This is a genomic window from Pseudoalteromonas sp. SCSIO 43088 (assembly GCF_023650795.1).
Lineage (GTDB): Bacteria > Pseudomonadota > Gammaproteobacteria > Enterobacterales > Alteromonadaceae > Pseudoalteromonas > Pseudoalteromonas shioyasakiensis.
This window is the reverse complement of sequence record NZ_CP072675.1, coordinates 2700981-2727351: the sequence shown is the minus strand read 5'-3', so window position 1 is coordinate 2727351 and position 26371 is coordinate 2700981. Positions and strand designations below refer to the sequence as shown.

18 protein-coding genes and 1 pseudogene are annotated in these 26371 nt (G+C 42.4%); 15 read left to right on the top strand and 4 right to left on the bottom strand.

What is annotated here, in order from left to right:
* The first annotated feature begins 6 nt into the window (after window positions 1-6).
* The 4 genes from pepP to nagP all read left to right on the top strand — a co-directional run bounded on the left by pepP (window position 7) and on the right by nagP (window position 5198).
* Complete coding sequence (gene pepP, locus J8Z28_RS12555; protein ID WP_250659542.1) at window positions 7-1332, top strand: Xaa-Pro aminopeptidase; 1326 nt, start codon at window positions 7-9, stop codon at window positions 1330-1332.
* 8 nt (window positions 1333-1340) lie between these two features.
* Window positions 1341-2522, top strand: a complete 1182-nt coding sequence (gene ubiH, locus J8Z28_RS12550) for a 2-octaprenyl-6-methoxyphenyl hydroxylase (protein WP_250659541.1) — start codon at window positions 1341-1343, stop codon at window positions 2520-2522.
* On the top strand, window positions 2519-3685 hold the full coding sequence (locus J8Z28_RS12545) for an FAD-dependent monooxygenase (RefSeq protein ID WP_250659540.1): 1167 nt from the start codon (window positions 2519-2521) through the stop codon (window positions 3683-3685). The genes ubiH and J8Z28_RS12545 overlap by 4 nt, the downstream gene beginning before the upstream one ends.
* 208 nt (window positions 3686-3893) lie before the next feature.
* Entirely contained in the window at window positions 3894-5198 is a 1305-nt protein-coding gene (nagP, locus tag J8Z28_RS12540; RefSeq protein ID WP_055198117.1) for an N-acetylglucosamine MFS transporter NagP, read from the top strand.
* A gap of 672 nt (window positions 5199-5870) precedes the next feature.
* Here nagP and J8Z28_RS12535 read toward each other — a convergent pair.
* Window positions 5871-6122: a LexA family protein gene (locus tag J8Z28_RS12535; protein WP_175081208.1), complete on the bottom strand. Its 252-nt coding sequence runs from the start codon at window positions 6120-6122 to the stop codon at window positions 5871-5873.
* A 59-nt stretch (window positions 6123-6181) separates the two neighbouring features.
* Between J8Z28_RS12535 and J8Z28_RS12530 the strand changes: the two genes are divergently transcribed.
* Window positions 6182-7297 (top strand): IS630 family transposase, encoded by a 1116-nt coding sequence (locus tag J8Z28_RS12530; RefSeq protein ID WP_250659539.1) that lies wholly within the window; start codon window positions 6182-6184, stop codon window positions 7295-7297.
* A 252-nt stretch (window positions 7298-7549) separates the two neighbouring features.
* Here J8Z28_RS12530 and J8Z28_RS12525 read toward each other — a convergent pair whose 3' ends face one another.
* Both J8Z28_RS12525 and J8Z28_RS12520 read right to left on the bottom strand, forming a co-directional pair.
* Window positions 7550-9700 (bottom strand): TonB-dependent receptor family protein, encoded by a 2151-nt coding sequence (locus J8Z28_RS12525; protein ID WP_250659538.1) that lies wholly within the window; start codon window positions 9698-9700, stop codon window positions 7550-7552.
* Window positions 9701-10885: 1185 nt separating this feature from the next.
* Window positions 10886-11731, bottom strand: a complete 846-nt coding sequence (locus tag J8Z28_RS12520) for a LysR family transcriptional regulator (RefSeq protein WP_054560757.1) — start codon at window positions 11729-11731, stop codon at window positions 10886-10888.
* Between the two features lie 124 nt (window positions 11732-11855).
* On the opposite strand from J8Z28_RS12520, the gene J8Z28_RS12515 reads away from it, so the two are divergent.
* The 8 genes from J8Z28_RS12515 to J8Z28_RS12480 all read left to right on the top strand — a co-directional run bounded on the left by J8Z28_RS12515 (window position 11856) and on the right by J8Z28_RS12480 (window position 22848).
* Entirely contained in the window at window positions 11856-12455 is a 600-nt protein-coding gene (locus J8Z28_RS12515; RefSeq protein WP_250659537.1) for a hypothetical protein, read from the top strand.
* A 180-nt stretch (window positions 12456-12635) separates the two neighbouring features.
* Window positions 12636-13718 carry a glycine cleavage system aminomethyltransferase GcvT gene (gene gcvT / locus J8Z28_RS12510; RefSeq protein WP_054560755.1) on the top strand — a complete coding sequence of 361 codons (1083 nt, stop codon included), beginning with the start codon at window positions 12636-12638 and terminating at the stop codon, window positions 13716-13718.
* An 88-nt stretch (window positions 13719-13806) separates the two neighbouring features.
* On the top strand, window positions 13807-14196 hold the full coding sequence (gene gcvH / locus J8Z28_RS12505) for a glycine cleavage system protein GcvH (RefSeq protein WP_054551324.1): 390 nt from the start codon (window positions 13807-13809) through the stop codon (window positions 14194-14196).
* Between the two features lie 199 nt (window positions 14197-14395).
* Window positions 14396-17287 (top strand): aminomethyl-transferring glycine dehydrogenase, encoded by a 2892-nt coding sequence (gene gcvP, locus J8Z28_RS12500; RefSeq protein ID WP_250659536.1) that lies wholly within the window; start codon window positions 14396-14398, stop codon window positions 17285-17287.
* A 564-nt stretch (window positions 17288-17851) separates the two neighbouring features.
* Window positions 17852-19051, top strand: coding sequence for an ABC-three component system protein (locus tag J8Z28_RS12495; RefSeq protein WP_250659535.1), 1200 nt, complete (start codon window positions 17852-17854; stop codon window positions 19049-19051).
* Window positions 19052-19546: a three component ABC system middle component gene (locus tag J8Z28_RS12490; RefSeq protein WP_135925794.1), complete on the top strand. Its 495-nt coding sequence runs from the start codon at window positions 19052-19054 to the stop codon at window positions 19544-19546. It begins immediately after the preceding gene.
* The gene (locus J8Z28_RS12485; RefSeq protein WP_135925793.1) at window positions 19546-21447 is read left to right on the top strand and encodes a DUF3732 domain-containing protein; all 1902 of its coding nucleotides are present in this window, start codon (window positions 19546-19548) and stop codon (window positions 21445-21447) included. The genes J8Z28_RS12490 and J8Z28_RS12485 overlap by 1 nt, the downstream gene beginning before the upstream one ends.
* A 396-nt stretch (window positions 21448-21843) precedes the next feature.
* The gene (locus J8Z28_RS12480; RefSeq protein ID WP_250659534.1) at window positions 21844-22848 is read left to right on the top strand and encodes a leucine-rich repeat domain-containing protein; all 1005 of its coding nucleotides are present in this window, start codon (window positions 21844-21846) and stop codon (window positions 22846-22848) included.
* Window positions 22849-23109: 261 nt separating this feature from the next.
* On the opposite strand, the pseudogene J8Z28_RS12475 reads toward J8Z28_RS12480, so the two are convergent.
* Window positions 23110-23798: pseudogene (locus J8Z28_RS12475) on the bottom strand (alpha/beta fold hydrolase).
* 579 nt (window positions 23799-24377) lie between these two features.
* Here J8Z28_RS12475 and J8Z28_RS12470 point away from each other — a divergent pair.
* Together J8Z28_RS12470 and J8Z28_RS12465 are read left to right on the top strand one after the other, a co-directional pair.
* Window positions 24378-25244, top strand: a complete 867-nt coding sequence (locus J8Z28_RS12470) for a hypothetical protein (protein ID WP_250659533.1) — start codon at window positions 24378-24380, stop codon at window positions 25242-25244.
* Window positions 25245-25253: 9 nt separating this feature from the next.
* A complete protein-coding gene (locus J8Z28_RS12465; RefSeq protein ID WP_250659532.1) occupies window positions 25254-26336 on the top strand; it encodes a DUF4785 domain-containing protein in 1083 nt (360 codons plus the stop codon).
* Window positions 26337-26371: the final 35 nt, after the last annotated feature.

The window sequence follows — 26371 nt, the reverse complement described above, 5'->3', positions numbered from 1 at the left end:
TTTAGCATGTCGTCTATTGCAATCGATAAAGCTGAATTTAAAGCCCGCCGCGAGCACTTGCTTGCGATGATGGATAAAAACAGCGTGGCTATTATTCCTGCGGCAGGAGAAGTAACACGCAGCCGTGATACTGAATATGCATTTCGTCAAGACAGTGACTTTTTCTACCTAACAGGGTTTAACGAACCAGATGCAGTTTTAGTGCTTTGCCCGTCGAGCGATACACCAAGTACGCTTATTTGCCGTAACAAAGACAAACTAGCTGAAATTTGGCATGGCCGAAGAATTGGCTTCGAAAAAGCTAAATCTGAGTACTTATTCGACGCAACTTGCCCACTTAGTGAACTAGATGAACAATTATTAGATTTGGTGAACGGCCAGCAGATTTTATTTTATGCACAAGGCACTTACGCAAATTTCGATGCAAAGGTTTGGGACTTATTAAACACCCTTCGCGGCGCACCTAAAAAAGGCTATAAAGCCCCACATACCATTAAAGATATTCGTGGTTTAGTGCATGAAATGCGTTTGTTTAAATCTGACGCAGAATTAAACATTATGCGCACAGCTTGCGAAATTAGTGCACAAGGCCATATTCGCGCTATGCAGTTTGCCAAACCTGGCGCAACTGAATACCAATTAGAAGCAGAGCTTCACCACCATTATGCAATGAATGGTGCCCGTCATCCTGCTTATGGCACGATTGTCGGCAGTGGCGACAACGCCAACATTTTGCACTACACACAAAATGACGCTGAGCTAAAAGATGGCGATTTAGTGTTAATTGACTCTGGCTGTGAACTTGAAGGTTATGCGGCAGATATCACACGTACTTTCCCAATCAATGGCAAGTTTAGCGAACCTCAAGCGGCGCTTTACAACATTGTATTAGCAGCTCAAGAAGCAGCATTCAGCCAAGTAAAGCCGGGCGGTAGTTTATCGAAAGCGAATGAACTGGCCTCAACGGTATTAACGCAAGGGCTGATTGATTTAGGCATTTTAACTGGCGAGCTTGATGAGCTAATGGCAAACCAAGCCTGCAAAGCATTTTACATGCATGGCCTTGGTCATTGGTTAGGGTTAGACGTACACGATGTTGGCGAATATAAGCTTGATGAAAAAGAGCGCGTATTTGAGCCGGGCATGGTGCTCACAATCGAACCAGGTTTATATATTAGCGAAGATGCAAAAGCACCAAAGCAATATAAAGGCATCGGTATTCGTATCGAAGATAACTTACTTGTCACTCAAGATGGCCATGAAAACCTGACCATTTCGGTTCCAAAAACCATTAGTGACATTGAAGCAGTGATGCAAGCAAACAAAGGCTAGGAGCAAGCGTGGCAAAGCAGTTTGATGTTGTCATTATCGGCGGTGGAATGGCGGGTGCAAGTTGTGCACTTGGCCTAAAACAGAGCAATAAGCAGTTATCAATCGCTGTAATTGAAGCAAATGAAGTAAGCGCAGACTATCATCCAAGCTTTGATGATAGAAGCATTGCGCTGGCTCAGCAGTCTGTTCAGTACTTAGAATCAATCAATGCGTTTGATTGCCAAGCACCATTTGCGGCAGCGATTAAAAAAGTCACTGTGTCTGACCGTGGCCATTTTGGTAAAACGCATATTGATTGCCAAGAATATGGCCATGATGCCCTTGGTTATGTGGTCGAAGTGAACCCATTTGGGCGCAGCCTTCATCAGCAACTTACGCGTACTGATGTTAGTTTGTTTTGCCCTGATACGGTTGCCAAGCTTGAATACCAAAGCGATTTTGCCAATATCACGCTAAGCTCGGGCGAGCAGTTAAGCGCAAAGCTTGTGGTGATTGCCGATGGCGCTCATTCGCAAAGCCGTAAACTGGCTAATATTGAATTTAATACCCGCGCATATCAGCAAGCGGCGATTATTGCCAACATCGAAGTGGCTGGCGGTCATCATAATCATGCCTTTGAGCGTTTTACTGAGCACGGCCCAATGGCGTTGTTGCCAATGAGTAATAACCGATACTCACTGGTGTGGTGCATGGAGCCTGAGCAAATTGAGCACACTATGGCGCTTGAAGACGATGCCTTTTTAGCTGCGTTACAAAAAGCATTTGGTTACTGCGGCGGCTCATTTAGCAAAGTGGGTATGCGCGCAAGTTATCCGCTTGTGTACGGTAAAGCAGAATCACTGAGCAGCCACCGTACGGTATTAATTGGTAATGCAGGGCATGCTATTCACCCAATCGCAGGGCAGGGCTTTAATTTAGGCCTACGTGATGTGCAATTATTGTGTGATATGGCAAATAGAAGCGACCTTGGTGATTACGCTTTTACGCGTAATTACAGCCAAACTCGCAGTAAAGATATTACGACCGTGATGACACTCACAGACAGCCTAGTGCGTTTGTTCTCTAACTCATCGCGATTGCTCGCGCTTGGTCGCAGCATTGGCCTTTTCTCAATGGATTTATTCTCCTCGTTAAAAACCCCGCTGGCAAAACAGCTTATGGGTCAGGTTAAGCAAGGTAAACGGATATGAAACAAGCACAAGTTTGTATTGTCGGTGGTGGCTGTGTTGGCCTTACGCTAGCACTAGGTTTAGCAAAAGCAGATATCAGCGTTGTGGTGATTGATGCGAGTAAAAGTCAAACCTTACCGGGTGATGATTACGCACTTCGCGTGAGCGCATTGAGCTTGGCTAGTCAGGGCTTATTCGAGTCTTTAAATGTATGGCCAGAGATCATTAAACAACGTGCTACACCGTATACCTCGATGGATGTACGAGATCAAGACAGCTTTGGTAAAATTCATTTTGATCATAACGATCTCGATTTGCCGCAGCTCGGTCATATCGTCGAAAACGACATTATTCGCTACGCTTTAATTAGCGAACTTGAAAAGCAAAGTAATGCTACTTTACTGTTCGAAACCCGCTATCAGCAAATTCATCAAACTGACTCTGATGTGTTTATTACTCTTGAAAGCGGCGAGCCTGTGATTGCTAAATTATTAGTAGCGGCTGATGGGGCTAACTCGGCTATTCGTAAGCAGTTCAATATGCCAATTACTTTTAAAGATTACGACCATCACGCTATTGTTGCCACGGTTAAAACCGCTGATGAGCATAACAACACAGCACGCCAAGTGTTTTTGCCAACCGGGCCGCTGGCGTTTTTACCCTTGCCAGATAACCATACGCACTCAATTGTTTGGTCAACAAGCCCTGAGCATTGCGACACACTTTTAGCGCTTGATGATAACAACTTTAATAAAGCGGTTATGGCAGCCCTCGATGGCCAATGTGGTTTATGTGAAGTGCAAAGTGAGCGCATGGCGTTTCCACTTAAGATGCGTTATGCCCAGCAGTGGGTGTCGGGCAAAGTAGTATTAATGGGCGATGCAGCGCATACCATTCATCCATTAGCTGGTTTAGGTATGAACCTTGGCCTAAAAGACGCCGCTTATTTAATTGAGCTATTAAGTAATGAGCAAGGCGAGTTTGCAAGTGCACGCACGCTGCGTGATTATGAACGTACTCGTAAGCTTGATGCACAAAAACATATTGCCATGATGCAAGGCTTAAAAGAGCTATTTGCGGGCGCTAATCCACTGAAAAAGCTTGTACGTGGTGTTGGTTTAAGCCTTGTAGACAGCCTTGGCCCCATTAAACATTTGTTCGCAAAAGAAGCAATTGGTAAATAACACCTAACTAGTTGTTACTATTTAGTTTAAGCCGCAGCTAAGCAATTAGCTGCGGCTTTTTTGCACTTATATGAACGCAAAATGATAGCGCTGTCATTTTTGTTAGTGTATGATTAAATTTTTGTGATTGGTATGGAAATTAAACAGCTCTGTTGAGTTGTATACTAGATTCCAACCAAATAAAAATAATTAAACTAAGAGAACAATTATGGAAGCAACGGTTGAGTGTGACAACAACACAAAACAAAGCATCTGGCTGCCAATGGTATTGGCTGGCTCAATGTTTTTTATCTTAGGGTGTATAACGTGGCTTAATGGTGCAATTACACCATTTTTGCAGCAAATGCTTGAGCTTTCGCCGTTACAAGCTTCGTTTATCATCTCTTCTTTTTATATTGCGGTAACAGTTGCCGGTATCCCATCGGCTATGCTGATCAAGCGCGTTGGTTATAAGAATGGTATGGCGATTGGCTGTGCGATTATGGCTTTATCGGCGCTGATGTATATTCCCGCTGCAAAACTGCAAATGATCGAAATTTTCTTGTTCGCACAGTTAATGATTGGTGTAGGACAAACCGTGCTACAAACCGCTGTTAACCCATACGTGGTGAAAATGGGCTCTGAAAAATCAGCCGCTGTGCGCGTGTGTATCATGGGTTTATTAAACAAATTTGCGGGTGTTATTGTGCCTGTTATTTTTGCCGCTGTAGTTGTAAGCGGTGTTGTTGATGGCGCAGGTAAATTATCACAAGAGCAAAAAGACATTATGGCAAATAGCCTTATCATGCCTTATGTGTTGATTGCTGCTTTAATCATGTTATTTGCCGCCTTTGCCAAATTTGCACCATTACCTGATTTAGTATTTGATGAAGACGAAACATCAAACGGTAAAGGCGAAATTAAAGAAACCCTAGCACACCCTCACTTAGTTTTAGGTGTAGTGGGTATTGCTTTATACGTTGCTGTTGAAGTGATTGCAGCAGATACCATTGGCTCGTACGCTTTACAAATTGGCGTTGCCGACTACTCAGTTATGACCTCTTACACCATGGCGTGTATGTTGATTGGTTACGCGATTGGTATTTTGACTATTCCACGCTTTATGAGCCAACAAACAGCGTTATTAATGTCGGGTATTGCTGGTATTATCACCGTGTTGTTAGTGGTACTTGGTAGCAATGACTCGTTTATTATTTCAAACCTATTATTAGTGCCATTTGGTGGCCCACAATTACCAGACCCACTGTTATGCATTGCGTTATTAGGCTTTGCTAATGCCATGGTTTGGCCTGCAATCTGGCCACTAGCTTTAGCTGGTTTAGGTCGCTTAACAGGCACTGCATCAGGGTTATTGATCATGGGTATTGCTGGTGGTGCACTAGGCCCATTATTAATCGGTTTAGGAAACGTAGCAGGCCTTGGTGCACAAGGCGCTTACATTGTGATGATCCCAAGTTATGTATTCATTTTATTCTACGCCTTAAAAGGCCATAAGATGAGAAGCTGGAAATAACCCAGCAAACTAATTTTTCAAGTTAGGCAAAGCCGCGGTACGCCCATCACTGCGGCTTTTTTGTGGGTAAAAGTTAGCGAGTTAGAAAGAGTAAAGGGGAAAGTTAGCGAGATGCGAGTTGTAGGAGGCGTTTTAACGCCGAAAAAAGAGATATTAGATATCAGTGGTTAGAAGTTAGATTAAAACAACAGAGCTGTAAGCTTTAAGCTATAAGTCAGTTCAGCCTGCACACAGTCTCAGTGAAGTGCATGCCTGTAGGCGTGAAATTTATTTCGCGCGATGTTTTTCAAATCAACGGGTGAATCGTAGGTCGGGCTTTAGCCCGTCAATGTTAGCGATTATGTGTCGCCATAAATGACGACTTACAGTGCTTGATTCATTAACTCGTAGGTTGGGAAGAGCGGAGCGAAACCCAACGCTTGGAGCCATCAGCCATCAGCCATCAGCCATCAGCCTTCAGCCGTCAGCTATCAGATTGAAAAAGTTAGCGAGTTAGAAAGAGTAAAGGGGAAAGGTACGAGTTTCGAGGGACGAGATGCGAGTTGTAGGAGGCGTTTTAACGCCGAAAAAAGTCGATTGGGTAGGGAGCCCTCTTTACGAATCTAAAACCAACACTATGCTGTTAGCACCTAGCACCTAGTACTCTTTCACATATATTTTGATCAGTTGCCCCTACTTAAATTCAGGTAACTGATCTTTTTCAATCAATAATTCAATACTCCTGCTTTTTCCAGTAACTGATGTTATAAATTTCTTCTTCTTAAGAACTGAAATCATTGAATGAACACTTGAAGATGCGGTTCCAAAGTAGCGCTCAAAATCACTTTCAGCAGGCGCAATCCCATTCACTTTTGTGTAGTAATAAATAAATGCTAAATACTGACCTTGCTTTGCTGTAAACAGTGGCGACTCTTCTTTATTCATAATGAACTTTTACCCTAATCAACGATCCTTTAACTCATATAAACTTACTTAATATTGTTATGAACCGAAAGTATATTGTTGAATTATCAGAAGAAGAAAAACAAGAATTAATAGACTATTGCAAAAAAGGCATGGTCAATGTTCGAAAGTACAAGCGGGCTGCTATTTTGTTAAAAGCTGACCGTTGTAGATATACAACAGAGCAAATATGTGAAGCAGTTCAAGTGAGCTCTTCCACCGTATTTCGAGTCAAACGCCAGTTTGTTGAAGAAAATCTAGCGGCAGCTTTGAATGAAGGTGCACGAAGTGGTGCAATGAGAAAAACTTCTGCGAAAGATGAAGCAACGTTAATCGCCACAGCTTGCACTAAGCCACCAACAGGTCACGCTAGATGGACATTATCTTTACTTGGAGAGCGATTAGTTACGTTAACCGATTTAGATAGTATCTCGTATGAAACAATACGGAGGCGCCTTAAAGAGAATGCACTAAAGCCATGGCAAAAAAAGATGTGGTGTGTGGCGACAATGGATGCTGAATATATCGCGCGGATGGAACATGTGCTCGAGTTGTATGCTGAGCCAGCAGATGAGTTAAACCCCATAATTAACTTTGATGAGGCGATGAAACAACTTGTAGATGATACTCGACCGGCACAACCAATGAAGCCGGGGCAGACTAAGCGGTTAGATTATGAATATAAACGTGTAGGTGTGGCCAACTTATTTGTATTCTTCGATCGCCATCGAGGGTGGCGGCATGTTAAAGCAACAGAAAGAAAGACGAAAATTGACTTTGCTAATTGTATGAGGGATTTAGTTGATCTTCATTATCCACATGCGAACAAAGTAAAAGTTGTGTTAGATAACTTATCAACTCATACAGAAGGAGCGTTATATAAAGCATTTTCTCCACAGGAAGCACGGCGGATTTTAAATAAACTAGAATTACATTACACACCAAAACACGCGAGTTGGCTAAATATGGTCGAGATAGAAATTGGTAATATGAATAAGCAATGTTTAGATAGACGTATAGCAAGCATGGAAGAACTAAAGACAGAACTCGCGGCCTGGGAATGGATCCGGAATAAAGAAAGAACAAGTATAAACTGGATGTTTAATGTTGAGTTAGCTCGTGAAAAACTTCAGAGGGCCTATGGTGCCCTCAACTAGTCAGAACTTGTGTGATGAAGTACTAGCACCTAGCACCTAGCACCGTAGGCGTGAAATTTATTTCGCGAGATGATCTATTTAAAACGTGTCATGTAAGCAGAACGACTACATATTTCATTTACTACGCGATATAAAATCGCTGCTACAATTTTGAAAACTCGCAACTCGCAACTCGCAACTCGCAACTCTCATCCACAAAAAAGCCGTGGGATTTTCATCACACGGCTTTTGATATTTCGCTTAGTCGTTTTATTAGAACGAGTAGCTGTAACCTAGTTGTAGGGTACGTGGTTTACCTGGTTGAATACCGCCGTTTGCACGGTTTGCAACGTAGGTTTTGTCAAACAGGTTGTCTACTGTTAGGTATACTTTTTGTTTGTCGTCGATTAGGTATTTAGCTGCTAAATCCCATACAACGCGGCTGTCGATTGCATTGCGACCTGAGTCTGTTAAGTCTGCGTGTGCATCAGACACATAACGCATTTGCGTATCGAATACGAAGCTTGAGAACTCAGCACCCACTGAAAGCGCTAATTGGTTTTCAGGCACGTATGGCATTGCATCGCCTTTTTCTACGCTACCCCAAAGATCTGATTCAAACGCATTGTCGAACTCAGAATCAGTGTAAGTGTAAGTTAAGCGAACTGGGAACGAGGCTGCGTTAGTAGCAAATACTTTACCTGCGCTTAGCTCAAAACCAGACACAGATACTTCACCGTAGTTGTATTGGTCGCCAATATTGTCATCGCTACAGCCTACAGCTGCAGTACAGTTACCGTGCATGTTTGTGTAGTCAGAGTTAAAGTAAATTACTTCACCTTGAATGCCAGCGTAATCGTAACGACCACCTAGCTCAATGTTAACACTCTCTTCTTCTTCTTGATCCGCATTACCTGGGGCTGCTGGTGCGTAACCCTTTTGAATACCAGCAAGAAGCGTTAGGTTGTCGCTTACTGTGTAAGTAGCACCTAGTGATGGTACTAAGATCTCAGTGTCGTTGCTGATATCTTTTGTTAAACCATTTTCACGGTTTGGATCAGACTTAGCCCATTCAACTCGTTTGATTGTGATGTCTTCGTAGCGAAGACCTGCGCTAATAACTAATGCATCAAGTGACCACTCATCTTGAATGAATAGGGTAGTTGCTTCAGCGCTATCTAAACGGTTGCTGTTTGAACCTGGAACGCCTTTTTCTGTAAGCGTCATTGATAGGTCTTGGTTAAGCGTGTACTTGTCTTCCCATTGGAAACGATCCATTTCATCTTCGTGGTAACGTGCACCAACTGTGATGTAGTGGTTGCCCGCAGGGATATGGAATTCAGTTTGTAAGCCTTTCGCTTGGTAATCACGGTTATTCGCTTTTACGCCAACACCTTCAATACCTTCGCTCGTTGGGTTTGCTTCAAACTCGCTGTATTGCTCAAGGTAGCTGCTGCTTACTTTGCTTGCTTTATACCAGTTACGGTGGAAATCGTTCAGGTAAGCTGTAGCAAGTAGCTCGTAACCTTTACCAAAGCGGTATGCATAGTTGATTTGGTATGCATTGTGTTGTGTGTTCATTTCATCGTTTTGCGATGCAGCATAACGACGGTAAGGGTTTTCTTTGTAATCAGCGTCAGTTAAACCCATGTACGTTTCGTCAGAGCGCTCGTCTGAGTACTTTAACTTCATTTCTAGGCTGTGTGCTTCGTTATCACCAAAGTCAAAGCCAAACTTTAATAAGAAATCGTTCTTTTCAAAGCCTGTGTTGTCGCTACCTACTGGTAAATCTTTAAAGCCATCTGCACCGTAAGTAAATACTTCTACAAGGCCCGCAGCATTGTTTTTCTTTTTACCGAAGTAAGCATGACCTTTGTAGAAACCGTCGCTACCAAGCTCAGCGTTAAGTAAACCTTTAGACCCTTCAGTTGGTAAGCTACGAGAAACTAAGTTTAAAACACCGCCTGTTGTACGTGGGCCATACTTAACAGAAGCTGCACCTTTAAGTACTTCGATTGACTCCATACGACCCATAGTAGGGAAGTAGTAAGCAGAAGGCGCTGAGTAAGGTGCTGGTGCTACAAGTACACCATCTTCCATTACTGAGATTTTGTCGTTACGACCCGTACCCGTACCACGCATACCGATGTTAGGACGAAGGCCGTAGCCGTCTTCTTCTTGTACATATACACCCGGTACAGCACTTAAAACACGAGAGATATCAGTATATTCAAACTTTTCTAGTTCTTGCTCATCAATAAAAGTAGCAGAGCCAGGAATATCGTTAATTGCAGATGCAGAGCCAATTACAGTGATTTGCTCGAAGTTTTTCTCTTCTTTAGTTACATCATTTGCAAAAGCATTAGCGCTTAAAGATAAAGCGACTGCAGTCGAAAGCGTAGAAACAATAAACTTAGGTGTCATTGTGTGTCCTGTATATGTTTAGATTTTTTTAACCGGCGCAATTAAAACATGTAAAAAAATGCGAATCAATCCTATTTGTAATAAAATAGGTCTGAACTGTAAGTTTATGAAATAAATCAAATATAATGAATATAGTAGTATTGTAATACCAGTCTGGGGTTTTGAGTGGTGTTAAGTAAAACTTAACAAGTCGGAGCCATCAGCTTTCAGCCGTCAGCTATCAGATTGAAAGTTAGCGAGTTAGAAAGAGTAAAGGGGAAAGTTTGCGAGATAAGAGGAACGAGATGCGAGTCGTAGGTCGGGCTTTAGCCCGTCAATGTTAGCGATTATGTGTCGCCATAAATGACGACTTACAGTGCTTGATTCATTAACTCGTAGGTTGGGAAGAGCGGAGTGAAACCCAACGCTTGGAGCCATTAGCCGTCAGCTATCAGATTAAAAAAGTTAGCGAGTTAGAAAGAGTAAAGGGGAAAGTTTGCGAGATACGAGGAACGAGATGCGAGTCGTAGGTCGGGCTTTAGCCCGTCAATGTTAGCGATTATGTGTCGCCATAAATGACGACTTACAGTGCTTGATTCATTAACTCGTAGGTTGGGAAGAGCGGAGCGAAACCCAACGCTTGGAGCCATTAGCCGTCAGCTATCAGATTGAAAGTTAGCGAGTTAGAAAGAGTAAAGGGGAAAGTTTGCGAGATAAGAGGAACGAGATGCGAGTCGTAGGTCGGGCTTTAGCCCGTCAATGTTAGCGATTATGTGTCGCCATAAATGACGACTTACAGTGCTTGATTCATTAACTCGTAGGTTGGGAAGAGCGGAGCGAAACCCAACGCTTGGAGCCATTAGCCGTCAGCTATCAGATTGAAAAGTTAGCGAGTTAGAAAGAGTAAAGGGAAAGTTTGCGAGATAAGAGGAACGAGATGCGAGTTGTAGGAGGCGTTTTAACGCCGAAAAAAGTCGATTTGGTAGGGAGCTCCCTTTACCAATTCGAAACCAACACTATGCTGTTAGCACCTAGCACCTAGCACCTAGCACCTAGCACCTAGCACCTAGCACCTAGCACCTAGCACCTAGCACCTAGCACCTAGCACCTAGCACCTAGCATACGCGATATAAAATCGCTGCTACAATTTTGAAAACTCGAAACTCGAAACTCGAAACTCGAAACTCGAAACTCGCTAACTCAAACCTACGTTAAACGTAGGGCGATGAACTCGGCGAGTTTGTCTACGGCGGTGCCGGGGTCGTCGGTGCGTTTAATTAAACTAATACCGATTTGACCAAGCTCGGGGAGGTCTTTGGTTTGTAGTTGGTAATTAAGCTCATTCGGTACGGTGCTTTTTGCAAGCACTGTAATGCCTAAGCCTTCTTTTAATGCCGCAGTCAGGCCGGTTAAGTCGGCATTACTGTAAGCAATGCGGTATTTAATACCCGCACTTTGTAGCGCCTCGATTGCGCGGCGGCGATAAATACATCCCTCAGGGGCGGTTACAAGCGTTACCACATCGTTCTGTGCAAGATTTAAATCGCCCACCCATACTAGTTGGTCTTGCATAAAAATAGGGAACTTAGCTGATTCGAGCTCTTCGTTTAATGCCAGTACTAAATCGAATTGATCTTGGCGCGAGACCGACAACAAATGTTTACTCAAACGAGAACGCACTTCGAGCGATACGTCAGGGTAGAGGGCCACGAAGTCACCTATGATCGAAGGTAGAATACGTGCAGCAAATTCACTAGGGATCCCCAAGCGCACTTTACCCGTCACGTTTTCGCTGGTGAACTGCTGCAAAATGGCATCGTTTTGTTGCAGCATTTGCTTAGCTAATGGCATAAGCAATTCGCCGTATTGATTAAGCACTTGGCGCTGGCCTTGCTTTTTAAACAGCTTATGGCCCAGCATGTCTTCTAGGCGCTTTATTTGTAAGCTCACAGCCGGTTGCGATAGCCCCAACAATTCACCTGCTTTGGCAAATCCGCCAACTTCAACAACAGTGACTAAAGTACGTAAACTATCGGTAGAAATGTTTTTCATTAAAAAATTCTATTTATATGGCTATGTATATAAGCATTATTTATCAATTGATAAATAATTACAATTTGTTGTTGCCAGCACGGCGCAATATACTTCAAGCATTAACGATTGATAGGTGTCACATATGACTTTTACGCCAATAATGTTTGCTCGCCACAGCCAAGCTGAGACCCCTGCAGACAACGTGCTACAAGCAAATAGCGATACTGCCATTATGGATTTTAGTGGCACTGAAGCAATCCCATTTTTAACGGCTATTTTAGGTCTTGATATTAATAAGCTAACCGCCAGCGGTTTAGGCTTACGTAGTTCATTAGACGATGACCTAACAAGCAGCTACGCTTATGCCCTGTATTACTTTAACGAAACTGCATTTCGTTTTGTATTAGGTAAAGATGCCAGCGTGCAATTACAGTCGCTTATTAATGAGCAACAACTACGTTACGACATTGATTATGTAATGCGTGACGATTTAAGCGCGCTAACTCTAAGTGGTGAGCAAGCGTTTGATGCCTTGGTCGACAGCTTTAAGCTAACGCCGGGACTGCGTTTATCAGACATGCGCAGCTGCTATGGTACACAAAGTGGTGAGGTATTTATTACCGCCATAGATAACCAAGCAACACAGCAATTTCAGCTGGTGGCGCGCCAAGCAGAGCTTGATAAATGGCAAACGCACTTACAGCAGCTCGGCTTTGATTTAGCCTTAGCCAACGTTGCTTAAAACATAAAATTTTTAAAACAGCTACGCACTTGGGTGTTTAGCTGTTTTTTAGTTACAAAATCGCAATTTGGGTGTGACAACTGTGCAACTAATGTATAATCGCCGCCCATGTTATTCCCCCTCATTAAATTGAGGCCACGCCCCACAACTTGTGGGTTAATTTAAAAGTGAAGGAATATTATGACTTCTAAAACAGTTTTACATGCTAAGCACCTTGAAGCTGGCGCAAAAATGGTTGATTTCCACGGCTGGGAAATGCCAATCAACTACGGCTCACAAATCGAAGAGCATAATGCGGTTCGCACAGATGCAGGTATGTTTGACGTATCTCACATGACTATTGTCGATATTCAAGGCGAGCAAGCACAAGCGTTCTTACGTAAGCTAGTTGCAAACGACGTTGCTAAGTTAACTGTACCGGGTAAAGCACTTTACACAGGTATGCTTAACGAAGAAGGCGGCGTAATCGACGACCTAATCATCTACTTCTTCTCAGAAACGAACTACCGTTTAGTAGTTAACTCAGCAACACGTGAAAAAGATTTAGCGCATTTAGCTAAAGTTTCGGCTGATTTCGCCGTAACGGTTACTGAGCGTCCTGAGTTTGCAATGATTGCCGTTCAAGGCCCTAACGCACGTGCTAAAACAGCAACAGTACTTAACGCAGAGCAACAAGCTGCTGTTGAAGGTATGAAGCCTTTCTTTGGTGTGCAAGCAGGTGATTTATTTATTGCGACAACAGGCTATACTGGCGAAGATGGTTATGAAATCGTAGTACCTAACGATCAAGCTGCTGATTTATGGCAACAACTTCTAGACGCAGGCGTAGCGCCAGCGGGTCTAGGTGCGCGTGATACGTTACGTCTTGAAGCGGGTATGAACCTTTACGGCCTAGATATGGACGAAAGTGTTTCTCCACTTGCTGCAAACATGGCGTGGACAATCGCATGGGAGCCAGAAGATCGTAAGTTTATCGGTCGTGAAGTATTAGAGCAGCAACGCGCTGACAAGAGCACAGACAAACTAGTTGGTTTAGTGCTTGAAGAAAAAGGCGTATTGCGTAGCGGTTTAAAAGTCATCGTTGAAGGTGGTGAAGGGGTGATTACCTCTGGTACATTCTCACCAACCCTTGGTCACAGTGTTGCGCTAGCACGCGTTCCGCGTTCAACTGGCGAAACAGCCCAAGTAGAGATGCGTAAAAAACTGGTTAACGTTAAGGTTGTTAAACCTTGCTTTGTACGTAACGGCAAATCAGTTATCTAAACTATAAAAAATTTGGTGTTATCACCTAATAATGCCAATCATGTTGAGTTGTTAGCATGATTGGTAACAGAACCAAAGGAACAAAAAGATGAGCAATATCCCAAGCGAATTAAAATATGCTACTTCACACGAGTGGGTTCGCGACGAAGGTGACGGTACGTTTACTGTAGGTATCACTGAGCACGCACAAGAACTTCTTGGCGACATGGTATTCGTTGAATTACCAGAAGTTGGTGATGAAGTTGACGCGGGTGAAGACTGCGCAGTAGCTGAGTCTGTAAAAGCAGCATCAGACATCTACGCACCAATCGGCGGTGAAATCGTTGCAATCAACGAAGAGCTTGAAGATTCGCCTGAAACAGTAAATAACGACCCGTACACTGACGGTTGGTTATTCCGTATCAAAGCATCTGACACATCAGAGCTTGATAACCTGTTAGACGCTGAAGGCTACGCTAACACAATCGACGAAGACTAATTAATTAGTCACGCCGACTAAAAGCCCCGTCTAGATCCCCAGCTAATTAAATGCGCTGCTTGGGTTTCACAGGGGCTTTTATGATTTTATAGCTTACTTTTCCATACGCTGTAAGTTACTGAATCAACCTGTTTTTAAGTTATTGCCAGTTACCCATTGGCAGTAACCACTTTTTTTTGGATCATAGGAATCTGGACAAATGTCAAACGCCAAATCTCTTGAACAATTAGAGCAAAAGCAAGATTTTATTCGCCGTCACATTGGGCCAAGCCCAGCGCAAGTAAGCGACATGCTAAGCGCTCTTGGAGTATCGAGTGTTGAAGAGCTGATCGGTCAAACGGTACCTGCAAGCATTCGCTTAGAGCAAGGTTTATCAATTGGCGAAAGCCGCACTGAAGTTGAAACACTAAGCTACTTAAAATCAGTAGCAAGCAAAAATAAAGTGTTCAAATCATACATCGGTCAAGGCTACCACCCAACTCACGTACCACACGTAATTTTACGTAACGTACTTGAGAACCCAGGCTGGTACACTGCGTATACACCATACCAACCAGAGATTGCACAAGGTCGTTTAGAATCATTATTAAACTTCCAGACTATGTCCCTAGACCTAACTGGTCTTGATTTAGCAAGCGCGTCATTACTTGACGAGTCAACGGCTGCTGCAGAAGCAATGGGCCTTGCAAAGCGTGTTGCTAAAGCTAAAAAAGCTAACATCTTCTTCATTGCTGATGACGTACACACACAAACAATCGACGTTGTTGCTACACGTGCAGACCAGTTTGGTTTTGAAGTAGTTGTTGGTCCTGCAAGCGAAGCGGCTAATCATGAGATTTTTGGTGCATTATTCCAATACCCATCAACAACCGGTGAAATCACTGACGTAACTGACCTAATCGCACAAGTACAAGACAAAAAAGCGATTGCCTGTGTTGCTGCAGACATCATGAGCTTATTAATGCTTAAAGCACCAGGTAAACTAGGTGCAGACGTAGTACTTGGTTCAGCACAGCGTTTTGGTGTACCTATGGGTTACGGTGGTCCACACGCTGCATTCTTCGCAACACGCGACAAGTACAAGCGTTCACTACCAGGTCGTATTATCGGTGTTTCTAAAGACCGCTTAGGTAACGACGCATTACGTATGGCAATGCAAACACGTGAACAACACATTCGTCGTGAAAAAGCCAACTCAAACATCTGTACAGCGCAAGTATTACTAGCGAACATGGCAGCGTTCTACGCGGTTTACCACGGTCCACAAGGCCTTAAAACTATCGCTGAGCGTATCCACCGTTTTGCAGACATCTTAGCAGCAGGCTTAAAAGCGAAAGGTGTAAACCTTAAGCACGACACATGGTTCGATACACTGACTGTTGTTGCAGATAACAAAGACGAAGTTGTTGCACGTGCAGTAGAGCACGGCGTTAACTTTGCGTCTAACCGCGCAGGTGAATACTCAATTTCTGTATCAGAAACAACAACGCGTGAAGACGTAGCTGAGCTATTCGACATCATCTTAGGTGAAGATCACGGCCTAAGCGTTGACGCACTTGCAAACGAAATCGAAGTAAACGGCAGCAACTCAATTCCTGCAAGCCTAGTACGCGATGACGAAATTTTAACGCACCCTAACTTCAACTCGTACCACAGCGAGACTGAAATGCTGCGTTACATCAAGCGCCTAGAGAACAAAGACTTAGCGCTTAACCACTCAATGATCTCATTAGGTTCATGTACAATGAAACTTAATGCGACAGCTGAGATGATCCCAATCACTTGGCCTGAGTTTGCAAACTTACACCCATTCTGCCCACTTGATCAGGCTGCGGGTTACCAAATCATGATGACTGAGTTACATGATTGGTTAGTAAACATTACAGGTTACGATGCAGTTTCACTACAACCTAACTCAGGTGCACAAGGTGAATACGCAGGCTTAATCGCGATTCGTAAATACCACGAGTCACGTGGTGAAGGTCACCGTAACGTATGTTTGATCCCAAGTTCAGCGCACGGTACAAACCCAGCGTCTGCACAAATGGCAAGCATGAAAATTGTGGTTGTTGACTGTGATAAAAACGGTAACGTTGATATGGCAGACCTTAAAGCGAAAGCCGAAGAGGTATCTGAAAACCTATCTTGTATCATGATCACTTACCCATCTACACACGGTGTTTACGAAGAAACAATTCGTGAAATCTGTGACATCGTGCACCAGCACGGTGGTCAAGTGTACATGGATGGCGCAAACATGAACGCGCAAGTAGGTGTTACAAGCCCAGGTTCAATTGGTTCTGACGTATCGCACCTTAACCTACACAAAACATTCTGTATTCCACACGGTGGTGGTGGTCCAGGTGTTGGCCCTATCGGTGTTAAATCTCACCTAGCGCCATTTATGCCTAACCACAGCGTAATTAATGTTGCTGGCACAAACATCGGTAACGGTGCAGTTTCTGCTGCTCCTTACGGCTCTGCAGCTATTTTACCAATCTCGTGGGCATACATTGCCATGATGGGCTCTGAAGGCTTAAAACAAGCAACAGAAATGGCTATCGTGAACGCTAACTACTTATCTGAGAAGCTAAGCGAGCACTTCCCAATTTTATACCGTGGCCGTAACAACCGCGTTGCGCACGAGTGTATTGTTGACCTACGCCCACTTAAAGAGCAAACAGGCATCACTGAAATGGACGTAGCTAAACGTCTACAAGACTATGGTTTCCATTCACCAACTATGTCATTCCCAGTAGCTGGCACACTAATGATTGAGCCAACTGAGTCTGAGTCTAAAGTTGAGATCGACCGTTTCATCGAAGCAATGGTGTCAATCAAGTCAGAAATCGACCGTATCGCATCTGGCGAATGGTCAATTGAAAACAACCCGCTAGTGTTTGCACCGCACACACAAGCAGACGTACTAGGCAATGAGTGGGATCGTGCATACGACCGTTTCTACGCTGCATTCCCAGTACCAAGCGTAGCAAAAGACAAATTCTGGCCTACAGTAACCCGTATCGATGACGTATACGGCGACCGTAACCTAGTTTGTTCATGCCCAGCGGTAGAGACATACCGTGACTAAGGTTTGATTAAATTCAAATGCCAAAAAGCCGTTGCAGCAATGTAACGGCTTTTTTGTTGGAAAACAGCTATCAGCTTGTAGGTTGGGTAGAGCGGAGCGAAACCCAACAAGTTAGCGAGTCGCGAGGAGAAAGGTGAAAGTTACGAGGAACGAGTTTCGAGATGCGAGTTGTAGGAGGTGTGTTTTAACGCCTAAAAAGAGTTATTAGATATCAGTGGTTAGAAGTTAGATTAAAAATACCCAAGTTAGCGAGTTGCTAGGGGAAAGAGTAAAGGAGCTTTAAGCCACAAGTTTTAAATAAGATTGTGCTTGTGCATTGCTATGGTTAAACCCGATACCGTAGGCGTGAAATTTATTTCGCGCGAGTAGGTTGAGTAAAGTTAAAAGGCAAGACCTGAGCCTATGTGTTCCCATGTGTTTTGAAGCAACTTACCCTTCTGCTGAAGTGATAGTGTGTTGTTTTAATAAAATCAAATATGGTCAGTTTGGTCAGTTAAACTATAACAATTTGAAAAGAAATGAATTATATGGCATTTTCTATGTATAAAAATACATGGACAGTAAATGATGACCATAAATCAATTCGATGCTACAAGTTCTCTTCTAGGCTATATTTATCAGGTTAGGTACAGTTTACTTCTTTCTTTGAAAAAAATGAGGGAAGTCGATGATCCCGATGATTATCATGTATCAATAGAAACGATTGATGATATTGCTTTTGAAAAAGGCGGAACTCCAGAAGAATTACTACAAACCAAATACCACTCTAAGCCAGGTAATCTAAATGATAAAAGTCCTGATATTTGGAAAACAATTAGAGTCTGGGTAGAAACATACAAAAATAATCAACTCGATTTAAATAAAGCAAACCTTTATTTGATTACAACAGAAAATATTCTGTCGGATACGCTTGCAGAATTGCTTTCAACTTCCAGAAATAGGAACACTGAAAAAGCTCATGAATTAATGTGCTCTATTACTAGTGATAATCCCAGTGAGAAAAACAAGCAGGCTTTCATGCTATTCAATTCTATGTCTGAGACAGAGCAAAAAAAACTTTGCGATGCCATTTTTATTATTGATAGATCGGAGACGCTGGTTGAAATAGAAAAGCACCTAGAAAATAACCTAAGAGGGTATGCTCATTCAGCTCAATTAAAACCATTTTTAAACAGATTGGAAGGCAAATGGTTTTCAATGGCAATATCAGCTTTGGAAACTGGAGATGGGAGAGTTAACCTCGGAGAAATTGTAAATATAATTGATGATCTAAGAGAGCAATTTTTACCAATTAATTTACCTGATGATTATTCTTCAGCGGAAGTTGATGTGGCGCTCCTTCTTGAACAAGATCATAACTTTATTAATCAAATGAAGATATTTGGTGCTGGGGAAAGGTTAATAAGAAAAGCTGTCTTAGATTTCTTTAGAGCCTCTGAACAAAGATCTAGGTGGGCTGGTGATGGACTTTTAAATCCAGGGGAGCTAGTGAACTATTTTAGGAAGCTGGAAGAGGAATGGGAATTCAACATAGGTTTAGCCGAGACAGAAATTGCTATAGAAGATGAAATATCAAAGAAAAAGCTAGCATTAGAAGTCTTTAAGAAGTGTCAAAATGAAGGTGCAATCCCTATACGTACCCACTTCTCAGAAAGTTATGTGGCTCGTGGAAGTTATCACCACTTGGCTGATGAATTAATAATAGGTTGGCACCCAGATTTTGAACAATTGTTAAATAAAAAAACGAAATCAGAGGTGGCTTAGATGGATTTTTCTAAGTTAACTAGAGAGGAATTTAATCTTCATAATCCTTCTTATTGTGGATTTCTGATATACAGTATCGTTCGAGAGTACGGAACAATAGATAAAAATGGTATGAATCCAGCTCTTCTTTATTTATGCTTGCCTATAGTTTTGACTAAATCGATATCATCACAATTACCGAGATCTTCTAAGACATCACTTATTGCATGGCTTGTTGAAAACGAAGGGCAATTCTTTAATTTTGCTAATAAAGTTACGAGTTTTTTTGAAATAACTCAGAATGCATTTGATTTTCTATATCAAAATAACCTCTTAGAGCTCACCGAAAACCACGATGTGATTGCCGTTGATAGTGGCCTAGCTCAATCCCCAGCTATTTTTAATAAAAGTGAAACGATGAAGTTACAGCTAAACGCTTCAAAATTAATGGGAAGATGGTTAGCCGTTAGCCCTAACGTAGCAACAATTTATTCAGTTTTAGGGATAAGACCATAATGCAAATCAAGCAAATATCACTATATGGAAAAAATAAAAAAAGGCGTGATGTTGAATTTGAAACTTCCAAATTAAATATTATCACAGGGGCTTCAAAGAAAGGTAAAACTTCACTTTTAGATATCATTGATTACTGTTTGGGTTCTAAAGAGTGTGATGTTGCCGCAGGTTACATTCGTAACACAGTAAGTTGGTTTTCTACTTTATTCCAATTAGGTAGTTCTCAAGTCTTCATTGCGAGAAAAGCGCCAGGGTTGGGAGCAAAATCAAGTGTAGAATGCATGTTGTTAGTTGGAGAGAACGTAAAAATCCCAGAGCCAGATGAAATTAGAAGTGATACTACAATAGACTCAGCAATCAAGCTTCTTTCTTCAAAGCTAGGTATGCCTGAGTACAATACTGAAGTTCCAGAAGGTCAATCAAGAAGCTCAATTTCACTATCATTTAAGCATTCAAAATTCTTTTTGTTTCAAAGCCAAGATGAAATAGCGAATAAAAAAGTATTATTTCACCGTCAATCTGAACAATTCATCCCACAAACAATTAAAGATGTACTTCCATTTTTTCTTGGTGCCGCAGATGATAATCGCTTTTCTGAAATGGAGAAGTTAAGGGGATTAAAGAGAGAACGAACCGTTAAAGTAAAAGAACTTAAGGAAATTGAGTCATTAAAAGGTAATGGTTTAAGCAAAGGGTTTGCCTTATTAGCTGAAGCCGCCCAAATTGGGCTTTATAACGGTTCCACATTTAATCTGTCTGATGAACAATTAATAACTCAATTTAAAAAATTGAGCACATGGAAGCCTGAAGATATCTCTGAGCAGACTGAAAGTGGCCCAGCAATCAACCAACTTGAATCTGAATATAGAGTGTTAAAAGAGCAGAAAAGTATAGTTAATAATATGCTTAAAGAGGCTGAGGATTACGAAAAGGCGATTAATGGTTTCGAGAATCAAGAGCATGAGCAAGGATTACGGTTAGAAACTATAGGTATTTATCAAAAGCTTGAAGTGTCTGAGTCGCCGGTAAAAGACGCACTTTTGATGTCATTGTCTAAGCTCAATGAAAGTTTATCTAAAACAACTAGAGCTAAACCTCACTTGAATTCAAGAATCGCGGAGCTTAGGGGAAGGCGAAGTGAACTTGCAAAGTCTATCAAGAAAACTCAAAGCATGTTATCTGAGTATCAGAAAAAGGATGAAGAGCTAGGTAAACTTCAAAATTTGAACTTGCGTAAAGCTAAAGTTATAGGACGGATTTCACTTTACTTAGACGGAATTGATTGGAATAAAGATACCACTTTATTGGAGAAACAAATAAGAGAACTGAATCAACGAATAGAAGAATTAGAGGAGGCGCTTGATCCCGAGTTGTTGATAGAGAAGTTAGATTCTCAGCTTAATCTAATTGGAAGGGACATGAGTCGTTGGGCCAAAGAGCTTGAATTAGAACATAGTGATTGTCCTATAAAGCTTGATTTAAAGCGTCTTACTGTCGTCGCTGAAACACCTGATGGAAAAGTTCCATTATACCAAATGGGAAGCGGTGAAAACTGGGTCGGTTATCACTTGGTGACATACATGGCATTGGCAAAGTGGTTTACCAATAGAAACAGACCGGTTCCTCGTTTTGTACTGTTTGATCAGCCCACTCAAGTCTACTTTCCGACCGATATTGATGTAACGGGAAACATTGACGAAATAGCAGTCGATGAAGACAGATTAGCGGTTAAGAAAATGTTTAAGTGGCTTCATGACTTGATAGAAGAAGAGTTTGACAGTGATTTTCAAATAATTGTCACTGACCATGCAGATATCGATGAACCATGGTTCCAAGATTGTATTCGGGATAAAAAATGGAGAGGTGATGAGGCCTTGATTCCACTTAGCTGGATTGAATAACAAACAGTTAATTGGAGGATTGTAGTTCGTACTAATTTATATGCAGGCACGAAACTATGATTCTTCATAATGAATTTAATGCCTTGGAGTCATTACTCTATTTTGCGGAATGTTTAAATTTTCAGAATCAACGGGGTCAGGGCCTTTTTCTCTGATCCCTTTACCAACCCACAACCAACACTATGCTGTTAGCACCTAGCACCTAGCACCTAGCACCTAGCACTGTAGGCGTGAAATTTATTTCGCGCGAATCCATTAAAAAACAACTTTGAAAGAATTTTTGTGTTTTTATGGGTACAGTTGTCAAGTAACCTGTATTATGCATGCTTTGCTGTTGGGTGGTGAAACCTCTTACTTAACCACCTGATTATGTTGTTGAAAATTTAAGGTGTAATAATGTTTGAAGGGAACTTTGTGCGCATTAACATGGCTTTGGCCTGTTTGCTTGTGTTAAATCTTGGGGTTGCTGGTGCTTCGGCTAATGACGATACACCAATAGAGACTGTGGTTGCTGATGCTAATTTCTTAGCGTGTTTACAAGAAAGTGGCTATAAAACTGTGGGTGAGGTGACAAAAATACATTGCAGAGATCGCGGTATTACCTCAGCCAAAGGGCTTGAGCATTTTAGTAACTTAACAAAACTCGTCCTCAGTAATGAAGGGGATAGCTTCATCGTTGGTGAAATTGGCGGCATTACAAGCAGACCTGCCGATAAGAAAGTGCCAAACCAGCTGACCGAAATCGACATAAGCCACAACAGCCAGCTTTTCCATGTTAATTTAAGCCAAAATAGCCTTACGAGTATTGATGTAAGTAACAACGAAGATTTAGAGACTTTAATGCTGAGTGGTAATAAGCTTTCAAAGCTTGATGTAAGCACTAACAGTAAACTTACATGGCTTGATCTTAAAGATAATAAGCTGACAGGCGAATTGACGCTTGTTAATTCTGAACTATATCAACTTAACCTGTCGGGCAATAAGCTCACAAAAGTAAATATACCGAGTGGTATTCGCAATCTTGAGCTTGCAAATAACCAGTTAAAAAACCTAGATTTAAGCAAGTTCAAGATGCTTAGCGAACTAAACCTAGATGCCAACCAGCTTAGCGCTTTAGACATAAGCCATAATAAAAAGTTAACTGCACTTTACGCCGGTAATAACCACTTAAGCACAATCGATTTAACAGCAAACCCCATGCTTCAAGTGCTCTTTTTGCCGAATAACAAGTTAAAAATCATTGATTTACGTGAACATGAAAATTTAGTAGATATCAGTCTTTTTAATAACCCACTACAAAAGGTAGATGTTAGCAAAAGCTATAGTTTAGAGCTGTTAGAACTCGACAGTGGTGTTGAGTGCATAGGCATTGGTTGTGCAACAAGGTTTGAAGGGTATTAATACCAGCGTATAGGGTAGAGCACAGCGAAACCCAACAAGTTAGCGAGCAGCTAGGGGAAGGAGCTATCAGCCGTCAGCTATCAGATTGAAAAGTTAGCGAGTTAGAAAGAGTAAAGAGGAAAGTTAGCGAGATGCGAGATGCGAGGTGTAGGAGGCGTTTTAACGCTGAACAGGTAGCAGCGGGTTTACCCCGCGTTCTTAGAGTAAATTGTTCATTCCTAAGCGATATAAAATCGTTGCTACCATCTCGCTAACTCAAACCTACTGAATCAAACTCACTTGTTTTACATACGTATCGGTTTGCAAACCAAAGTGGCCGAGAACGTAGGTGTAGGTGGCATTTTCATTCCATAATCGGCTGCTGTGAATGCCGTACACATAACAAGTGCCAGTGAGCAGACGATTTGATCAGAGTAGCTTTTTATTGAATACACTTTGTCGCCTAATGCTTCTCCATAAATACTATTTAATAATGGGCTGCCAACCGATAAGCCATAGTAACCACATGTGTTATTCCACACATTGTATGGGTAAACACCACAACTAAGCAGGCCGCGCGCGGCACCTGCAACACCGACAAAGGTATCAACATCTGATGCCATGCCTAGCTTATAAATTTGCTGGGCTGCGAGTGTAACCCCCATTGAATGGCCGATAATATCGATCTTACCTGTGCAAGATTGGTTGATTGCAGTAAGAATGGCGTTACGTACGGGCGTTTCTTCACTGCCGTTATGATCGTTGCAACTCGCACAAGATTTAGAGCCCCAATCTGGGGTGAAAATTTCACTGTCGACATACCCTTTTCGTTTTAATTCGTTGATTGTGTTATTCCAACTCGAAGGGGAGGCGGTATTACCATGTACCAGTACAACGTTATCTTTACATGCTGCAAAAGCAGTTGTGCTCATACCTGCGCAAAGCGCAATTATCGTCAATAGGCGTTTCATTGTATGTTCTCCTGTTTAACATTTAATTTACAACGTATGAAATTTAAACAGGGCTGGATATAGTACTTTCGTGCAGCGATACTATTTCGCATTGTGCAATGTATATCGTTATATTTTTCTAGCACTGTAGGCGTGAAATTTATTTCGCGCGATGAACAAAAGCCCTATCAGCTTTCAGCCGTCAGCTATCAGATTGAAAAGTTAGCGAGTTAGAAAGAGTAAAGGGGGAAAGTTTACTCGCACCTAGCACCTAGCACCTCGCATCTCGCATCTCGCATCTCGCATCTCGCATCTCGCATCTCGCATCTCGCATCTCGCATCTCGCATCTCGCATCTCGCACCTCGCACCTCGCACCTCGCACCTCGCACCTCGCACCTCGCATCTCGCATCTCGCACCTCGCACCTCGCATCTCACCCCCTCTTTTTTCTCCTAAAATCTAATAATTTGTACTTAAAAAACGCACAAAAGTTAAATTAATGTAAATTTACTCTTGCTTTCGTACCTGTTTGGTCTATGTTTTTGGTCGGAGGTCACTCCTCCAACCTGATAGATAAAGTGACAATCAACAGGAACACACATGAAAATAAAAACACTCTCACTAGTGCCAGCTTTAATATTGGCAGCGGGTATCAGCCACAGTGCTTTTGCTGCGCAAGGAGTCGCATTTGTGCACGGTACAGGCCAGCAAAGCGATGCGTATAATGACTATTGGACAGGCAGTTTTGTCGACACGGTTCGTCAAGGTTTACCAAACAGTAGTAATTACACGGTCATTAATTGTGACTTTGATCAATACATGTGGGCAGACGCGGCATCTGGCTGTTTAGCAGGGCAGCTCACTACATTTATCAATAATAAAAACATCACTGATTTAACTCTGATCACCCATTCTAACGGTGGCAATGTGGTGCGTTGGATTTTATCTAACCCAACATGGGATAGCCGCTATCCAAATATTATTAGCAAAGTCACGCGTACCATTGCTCTAGCTCCTTCAAGTGGCGGTACGCCGTTGGCTGATGCGGTTATTGCGGGCAATTCGTTTGAGCAAAGTTTAGGTTGGCTTTTAGGTTACGGCAGCGATGCAGTAAAACAACAACAAGTATCTTGGATGGAATCGTATAACGCACAGTGGTTGTATGGCACACCGAACCGCCCAAGCTTACCGTCTAGATTCGAAACAGTAGTAGGCAGTGATGTTGAATCAGCGGTATGGGATAGCGACAGCTATTGTGGCGGTTATCAAAATCAAGTGGGCCTTGAAGTAACACAAAACTGGTTAGACAGCTGTTCAGATGGTTTTTTAAATTGCAGTTCTCAGTCGTTAGCTGGGGTGGTGTGGTTTACCGATAAATCACGAACCCAAGGTGGTGAGCCTTTGAGTCATCAGCAAAGTCGACGTAACTGTTTTGGCTTGCCAAACATGCTTAAAAACCGAATTTAGGAGCCCGCTATGATTAATAAGTTAACCACACTTGCAGCTGCAATAGTGCTTGTAAGCACAGCAGCGAAAGCTAATGAGCAAACGGTTTATCAGTTTCCTCAAGTTCAACCAGCATCAAGCGCTCAACTGCAAACACTTGAAAAAGACAGTGTTGAATATTGGCAGAAAGTTTCGGGTAAAGAGCTTAAACGCGGTGTGCCTGTCTTTGTAAACCAAGCTGATAACTTTATTCGCATTGCACCAAAAGCACGCTTTGATAGTGGCGAAGTATTTAAGCCTCATGGTTTACAGCTAGATAAGCTGTCGGTGCGAGATGACAACTTTAGACAAATGCCAATGCAAGCCATGGTTGCACGTGAGCAAATGGAAAATGCAGGGTTTAGCGATGGTAGTGTTGGCTTAAAGCTAGGTCAGGTAAATGGCAAAGCAATGTTAAGAACAAGCCAAGCGCTTAACGACGACGACACCTATTTGCTGCATGTGATTGAAAAAGGCTCGAGCAATGCTTTACATGCTAAATCGCAGTTTAAAGTGAAAGATCAGCAACAACGTGTTGCTATGCAGCTTAGTATGGGTAAAAAGCGCTTTAAAGATAGTGATGTGAAGTTAACGCTTTCAAGTCCTGATGGCGAAAAACTAGATGTACGTTACGAAAATGGTGAAGCCGTATTCAATTACCCGCTTGAAACCTTAGGTGCCGCAAATGGTTACTATGAGCTTGAGGCCAGTGTAGATACTAAAGTGAATGGCCAAACGGTAAAACGCTCTATAAAAATGCCGTTTGTACATAGCTCACAAACCATCAGTATGGATAAAGCCAAAGTCACTGCGCTTGGCAATAATAAATACCAAGCCAAGGTGCCAGTGCAAGTGACCGACTCAGGCCGCTATGCTATTCGTGCAACCTTAACAGGCAAAGGTGATAAAGGTGAGCGCATCAAACTGGCAACGGTTGAAGTAGCAAAACAGATTGATAGCTATGATAGTTTCACCATGCCTTTTGCGGTCACTCAAGCAGCGAAAGCCCCATATGAGCTGGTGGATATTGAACTTACCGACCAAACGCGAATGTTAAAGTTTGCGGGGGAATAAAGGGTAGCTCTTATTGTATGTTGGGTGGAGCTGAG

Bases quoted from the DNA above. Each gene is read 5' to 3' on its own strand.
- pepP (WP_250659542.1), top strand. From the start codon at position 7: ATGTCGTCTATTGCAATCGATAAAGCTGAATTTAAAGCCCGCCGCGAG.
- J8Z28_RS12545 (WP_250659540.1), top strand. From the start codon at position 2,519: ATGAAACAAGCACAAGTTTGTATTGTCGGTGGTGGCTGTGTTGGCCTT.
- nagP (WP_055198117.1), top strand. From the start codon at position 3,894: ATGGAAGCAACGGTTGAGTGTGACAACAACACAAAACAAAGCATCTGG.
- J8Z28_RS12535 (WP_175081208.1), bottom strand. From the start codon at position 6,122: ATGAATAAAGAAGAGTCGCCACTGTTTACAGCAAAGCAAGGTCAGTAT.
- J8Z28_RS12530 (WP_250659539.1), top strand. From the start codon at position 6,182: ATGAACCGAAAGTATATTGTTGAATTATCAGAAGAAGAAAAACAAGAA.
- J8Z28_RS12525 (WP_250659538.1), bottom strand. From the start codon at position 9,700: ATGACACCTAAGTTTATTGTTTCTACGCTTTCGACTGCAGTCGCTTTA.
- J8Z28_RS12520 (WP_054560757.1), bottom strand. From the start codon at position 11,731: ATGAAAAACATTTCTACCGATAGTTTACGTACTTTAGTCACTGTTGTT.
- J8Z28_RS12515 (WP_250659537.1), top strand. From the start codon at position 11,856: ATGACTTTTACGCCAATAATGTTTGCTCGCCACAGCCAAGCTGAGACC.
- gcvT (WP_054560755.1), top strand. From the start codon at position 12,636: ATGACTTCTAAAACAGTTTTACATGCTAAGCACCTTGAAGCTGGCGCA.
- gcvH (WP_054551324.1), top strand. From the start codon at position 13,807: ATGAGCAATATCCCAAGCGAATTAAAATATGCTACTTCACACGAGTGG.
- gcvP (WP_250659536.1), top strand. From the start codon at position 14,396: ATGTCAAACGCCAAATCTCTTGAACAATTAGAGCAAAAGCAAGATTTT.
- J8Z28_RS12495 (WP_250659535.1), top strand. From the start codon at position 17,852: ATGATGACCATAAATCAATTCGATGCTACAAGTTCTCTTCTAGGCTAT.
- J8Z28_RS12490 (WP_135925794.1), top strand. From the start codon at position 19,052: ATGGATTTTTCTAAGTTAACTAGAGAGGAATTTAATCTTCATAATCCT.
- J8Z28_RS12485 (WP_135925793.1), top strand. From the start codon at position 19,546: ATGCAAATCAAGCAAATATCACTATATGGAAAAAATAAAAAAAGGCGT.
- J8Z28_RS12480 (WP_250659534.1), top strand. From the start codon at position 21,844: ATGTTTGAAGGGAACTTTGTGCGCATTAACATGGCTTTGGCCTGTTTG.
- J8Z28_RS12470 (WP_250659533.1), top strand. From the start codon at position 24,378: ATGAAAATAAAAACACTCTCACTAGTGCCAGCTTTAATATTGGCAGCG.
- J8Z28_RS12465 (WP_250659532.1), top strand. From the start codon at position 25,254: ATGATTAATAAGTTAACCACACTTGCAGCTGCAATAGTGCTTGTAAGC.